The following is a 3500-nucleotide window of genomic DNA, read 5'->3' on the forward strand; positions in this document are numbered from 1 at the left end:
GTATTGGCCACGCGGTCGAGCTCCTTTGCCAGCGACGACACCTCGTTCTGGATCGATTTGCGGTCGGAATCAGAGTTTGTGCCATTAGCAGACTGCACGGAGAGTTCTCGGATGCGCTGCAGCAAGTCGCCGGCGGTGCTGAGACCACCTTCAGCCGTCTGCGCCAGCGAGATACCATCGTTCGCGTTACGAGCCGCCTGGTTGTTGCCACGAATCTGCGAGGTGAAGCGCTCGGAGATTGCTAATCCGGCCGCGTCGTCTTTAGCGCTATTGATTCGCAGCCCGGAGGACAGGCGCTGCAGCGAGGTCGACAGGGAAGCTTGAGACGCATTCAGGTTACGCTGTGCGTTCARGGAKGCAACGTTGGTGTTGATGSTCTGAGCCATGATSTARRTCTCCGGTACTGTAAGTTGGGCWAWTTGCTCATTCACTTTGGCCTGCCACTTACTTGTGACAATGAAGCCGCTGTTGTGTCTGATTACGGGGAACCGTCGGAAACCTTGAAGTGCAGTGACGAGTCCAAACTGCTAGTTTTGGCTCTATAGTCAAAGAGGTGCCATTGCTACCGTCTCACGCGACAAGTTCTGCTGGAACTTTAGGGTTCAAACGAATATTTGTAGTTGTCCTAAAACTCCTTCTTGCCACTTGATGCCGTCACGCCCCGCCTTTATCAAAAGTGTCATCGGTGACTAGTCACGACAATCTGTTCAACTTCAACAATTCGTTAGCTTTATCTAGGAAGCTTGCGGCGAGCACCTGGCAGTATTCTTTCAAACGGTAACGCAGCGGGCGATATATAGACCTGACGTGACAGCAATTTGGGACCCACACGGGTTCGCTTTCGTCGTCATGACCGCTCGTTACTGTCATTAAACCCATATCCTTGCCGCTACGGTACTCATCAACGAACTGCGTTGAGATGAAGCGAAGTTTCGGTCATAGCGGCCGTAGTTCCCCTGCGGATGTAACTCTTGGAGTCATATTCAGCAGTGATCTATGGACCTAGATTTAGTCTTTGGTGAACACGTTTCAGTTCTCGAAGTGCCTGATGTTTTTGAACATGGCTTCTGGTTGTTCGGTGCTGTGCACAGCACTGCATGAAGATTTCGTAACAGCAACTAGTGTTGGATTTGAGGCAATTGATTGAAATGTCTGTTACCATTTATCGGTGACTGGGAAGATTTCATTCAATGACAATGACTACACTTATCAATAATGAGATTGCGGAAAAGCAGCGTAAATCGGAGTTCATCGCCTTGCTGCGCGCCAGATTTGTCATTTCCAGCAGAGCGAAAAGTACGCAAGGTTGGTTCATTGTCCTTACGGTTGCATTACCGGTACTAAGTCTCCTGCTGGCACCACACTATCCAGATTTGAAACCGTACTTTGCGTTGGCCGCGCTAACGGTTTTGCTCTTGGATACTGCGGTAGTGGAGCGAATTCAAAAGGACCGCACAAAGCGGAGTGCGAAACTGCAAGAAGAATTCGATACCAAGATTTTGGGTATGCCGTGGAACCGATTTGTGGTTGGTGCCCCTGTGGATCCGGAAGACATACGTGAGGCGTCCGGAAAAGTTCTGTCGAAAGAGCGTGAAGCGGGATTCTTGGATTGGTATGAGACCTGCGTCAGTGATGTCCCGCTACGCTTCGCGCGATTAATCTGTCAGCGCACTAATCTCTCATACGACGCCCGTATTCGTAAGCGCTACGGAGGCTGGCTTCTTGCGCTTGCCGTCATCTTGGCTGTTGGTTTGGTAGCCTCAGGGATCGCGTTGAAGCTGAAATTGCCTGAACTCCTGCTGTCCGTGATTACGCCCGTTATGCCGATATTCAACTGGGCGATTCGTGAGCACCGCAAGCAGATCGACACCGCGAACACTTTGGTAACGCTTAAGACTGAGTGCGAGAAATTGTGGGATAAAGCCCTGGCCGGCGCCAGCGAGCAAGATTTGGTTAAGGGCTCTCGCGAACTACAGGACGCCATATACCAGCACAGGGCCAGCAGTCCGTTGGTGTTTGACTGGATTTATCGCCGCCTCAGGACAAAGAACGAAGATGCCGCTCGCCACGCCGCCGAGAAGCTTGTAGGGCAAGTCAAAGAGATGCAAATGAAGGAGATGAAAGTATGAAGCTACACGATCATTTCCGCACCTTTCTTGAAGACTTTGTTAACCTCAATGCCACTCGACTGGACTTATTGGAAAACAGCATCGAAGCCGTTAAGACAGCTGTGAAGGCCAGTTCCTGGGAGGCTAAGATCATAGACTTCGCGCCCCAAGGGTCTTGGGCGCACAAGACGATCATCAAGCCTTTGCCAGACAAGGAGTTCGATGCCGATCTTTTGGTCTTCGTGGAAGCAAAAGAGGATTGGACCGCTAAAGAATACGTCAATAAGCTGGCAAATGCATTGGAGGCTAACGCAACATATGCAGACAAAATTCGACGCTACTCGCACTGCGTAACCATTGAGTATGCATGCGATCGTCGCATCGATATTGCTCCATGCGTCGTCGATAGAACGTACAGGGGACAGTACGAAGTTTGCAACCGCGGCACCGACATGTTTGAACAGTCCGCACCCAAGGCGTACACCGACTGGGTTATTCAGAAAAACAGTATCGCGGGAGGCAACGATCTCAAAAAGGTGACGAGGCTCTTGAAATACCTTCGTGATATCAAGACAAACTTCACCTGCCCTTCGTTCTTGTTTACTACCCTGCTGGGGATGCAGATATATTCAAGCGATAAGGATTCCAGCGCATTTGCGGACTTACCGACCTCCCTGAAGACTTTGGTCGGCCGCTTGGACGACTGGCTCCAGGCACGCCCCAACGTTCCTCATGTCTCCAACCCAGTGCTTGCAACGGAAAATCAAAGCCGTGGGTGGAACGAATCCACATATTCGAACTTCCGCGACAAGATCAATCTGTATCGAGGATGGATTGATGACGCCTATGATGAGACCGATCGCGACGAAAGCATCGGCAAGTGGCAGCGTGTCTTCGGCGATAACTTCGCGGCGGGTGAGGCCAAGGAATCTGCACGTATTAGCGAAGCAGTCGCAAGGGAGGACGGGGCTATTGTGGTCGCCGGCCAGTATCAGGACTTGGTGCAAAAGGTTATAGCGATCGGCGGCAGGGCTTTGCCCGCGCGTCTTACCAAACTGCCATACATCAACCGGCCAAAGTGGAGACGTGCAGCGCAGCAATCACAGCTTACCGTGAATATCATTGCAGCTCTCTATCCGAGCGAGTACGGTCAGCCGATTTGCGCGGTGCAGTCGTTGGATCCTTTGAAAAGCGGCTACTGGGTCAAGTTTACCGCGATGAACGTGACTGGCGTCCCATTCCCGCCGGATTACATCGTCAAATGGCGCATTACCAATACTGATAAGGCAGCCTACGACGCTCAACAGTTGCGCGGCGACTTTTACGACTCGGATAAGGGAGGTAGCCGGATGGAACATCTGTCGTACCGCGGTGTTCACTTTGTGGAAGCAT

General features: G+C 51.6%; 3 protein-coding genes. 2 read left to right on the forward strand and 1 reads right to left on the reverse strand.

Annotated elements, in window-relative coordinates; all coding sequences use genetic code 11:
- Positions 1 to 386: flagellin N-terminal helical domain-containing protein (locus tag AB4Z11_RS26795; RefSeq protein WP_442028886.1), on the reverse strand; the 386-nt coding region annotated here is incomplete at its 3' end.
- A gap of 810 nt (positions 387 to 1196) precedes the next feature.
- Between AB4Z11_RS26795 and AB4Z11_RS26800 the strand changes: the two genes are divergently transcribed.
- Positions 1197 to 2129 (forward strand): S-4TM family putative pore-forming effector, encoded by a 933-nt coding sequence (locus AB4Z11_RS26800; protein WP_442028887.1) that lies wholly within the window; start codon positions 1197 to 1199, stop codon positions 2127 to 2129.
- Positions 2126 to 3500: SMODS domain-containing nucleotidyltransferase (locus tag AB4Z11_RS26805; RefSeq protein ID WP_442028888.1), on the forward strand; the 1375-nt coding region annotated here is incomplete at its 3' end. The genes AB4Z11_RS26800 and AB4Z11_RS26805, both read left to right, overlap by 4 nt.

The organism is Pseudoduganella sp. RAF53_2, assembly GCF_052113985.1.
Lineage (GTDB): Bacteria > Pseudomonadota > Gammaproteobacteria > Burkholderiales > Burkholderiaceae_D > Rugamonas.